Origin of the sequence: Mesonia phycicola (genome assembly GCF_900141885.1) — a bacterium.
GTDB classification, from domain to species: Bacteria; Bacteroidota; Bacteroidia; order Flavobacteriales; family Flavobacteriaceae; genus Mesonia; species Mesonia phycicola.
This window is the reverse complement of record NZ_FQYY01000037.1, coordinates 1-1,864: the sequence shown is the minus strand read 5'-3', so window position 1 is coordinate 1,864 and position 1,864 is coordinate 1. Positions and strand designations below refer to the sequence as shown.

Genomic DNA, 1,864 nt, shown 5'->3' with positions numbered 1-1,864 from the left:
GTAAGTATACAGTTATTTGATATTTTAGGTAAAAATGTCTTTACAGCAACTCAAGATGCTAATACCAGCACGATAACACTAGAGAATTTAAACTTGAATAGTGGAGTGTACTTGCTAAAATTGAGCACTGAGAGCGGACAATCTTATGTAAAAAAGATAGTGAAGAACTAACATTTTTACGATACATAAAAAAGTTGATAAAAAAAGAGAGCTTGCATTTGCAAGCTCTCTTTTTTTGCTTAAAAAGCTATAGAATACTTTTTCTCGAAAACTTATATTTTATAGAGTTAACATTTGGAAATACTAAAAATTATTTTATTTTTCAGTTTAAACGTGTATTTAACAGTTTAAATGACTAATTTAACAATAATTTTGTATTGTGTGTTATTTAGTTGTTGGGTTTAGCGCTAAATTTGAATAAATTAATGCTAGTTGTAAGATCTTGATTTTCAGTAATAATTTTACAGATAGATCATTTTACAGCATTCCTAAATTTTTAATTACCTACAGTATGAAAGAAAAATATTTAAAAATGAGTTTAGTATTCACAATGCTATTGTTTACTTGTTCTTTTTCAGCATTTGCTCAGCTTCCAGGTTTTGGTGATGATGTAGATGATGAGACACCTGCGGCACCAATTGATTCATTAATATTTGCTGGTTTCGCGGCAGGAGCAATTTATGGTGTTAAAAAATATAAACAAGATTAATAAGTGATGTATAATAAATACAGAGTAATATGAGAAATAAATACGTTTTTGCGTTTAGCATACTTTTTCTTGTGTTGGGTTATAACTCAATAGCACAATGTTTACCTAATGGAAGTACATACAGTCAAAATGATTTTGGAAATAATGAGTGGATAGCTCATACGTACGACTACGATAATGGTGCAAATAGTTATAGTTTCTATGATAATTCAACTTTTGATACTATATCGCATTACCAAGGGTATTATATAGATGCAGGTTACGGTACAAGTGGTATTAGTTTTAATTCTACCTCTTATTTTGCTACCTCGTCTAACCCAAGTGCTGCTTCAACCTATGTGGGTTGCCCAATGTCAGATAGTAATACTTATAACGTAGTTTACAAAAGAAAAGGTTTTCCGGCTGCTCCCAATTATGTTATTAGTATGCAAGGGGCAAATGGAGAAAGTGGTTATGATGATGCTGCCCAACTTTATATTGATGGTAGTCTAGTTTGGAGTACAACAACATGTTGTAATACTTCACCTAATGTTTGGTACGGGGCTTTAGATGCAGATTCTGAAGTAATTTTTATGTGGTCCGAGCGTGGAGGACAGTCCTATGGTAGAATGGTGGTAGAAGGTATTCCAGAAGATACTTCTTTTGGTAATTTTGAATGGCAAGTAGGGGTTTATGAAGGTAGTAATTTTGATACTTACCACGGATATTATACCCAAACAGGGGTTTCTTTTGATACTCGAAATCTTTGGAGTACTGTAGATAATCCTTCTGATGCAGCAGGATATATTGGAGCAGACGTTGCATCTAATGAACAACATTCTTATGTCTATAGAAGAGAAGGTTTTGATTGTGGTTATTATAATTTAGATATTTTAAGACATGATGATGCTATTGAGGTGATTATAGATGGGGTAACGGTATATCAAAGATCTACTTGGGACGCTAATAGTTCTACTCCAAATGTTTGGGAAGGTTATTTAGATGGAAGTAGTCAAGTAGAAATTAGAATGCAAGAAACAGGAGGAAATTCTCTTTTAGCTATAGATTTAACCGCTACTTTTGGTCAAGCTAATGATCCAAATGAATACATTTGGATTGGTGGTGCAGATACAGATCCTACCAATGCGGCTAACTGGTGTGATGCTGTACCTCCTA

3 protein-coding genes are annotated in these 1,864 nt (G+C 33.0%); all 3 read left to right on the top strand.

Going from position 1 to position 1,864, the window contains the following annotated elements:
* Positions 1 to 6: 6 nt before the first annotated feature.
* On the top strand, positions 7 to 171 hold the full coding sequence (locus tag BUC03_RS15475; RefSeq protein ID WP_394333519.1) for a T9SS type A sorting domain-containing protein: 165 nt from the start codon (positions 7 to 9) through the stop codon (positions 169 to 171).
* Positions 172 to 532: 361 nt separating this feature from the next.
* Entirely contained in the window at positions 533 to 709 is a 177-nt protein-coding gene (locus BUC03_RS15015; protein WP_234971647.1) for a PID-CTERM protein-sorting domain-containing protein, read from the top strand.
* A 29-nt stretch (positions 710 to 738) separates the two neighbouring features.
* A partial coding sequence (locus BUC03_RS15010; protein ID WP_143159225.1) for a hypothetical protein occupies positions 739 to 1,864 on the top strand: 1,126 nt, incomplete at its 3' end.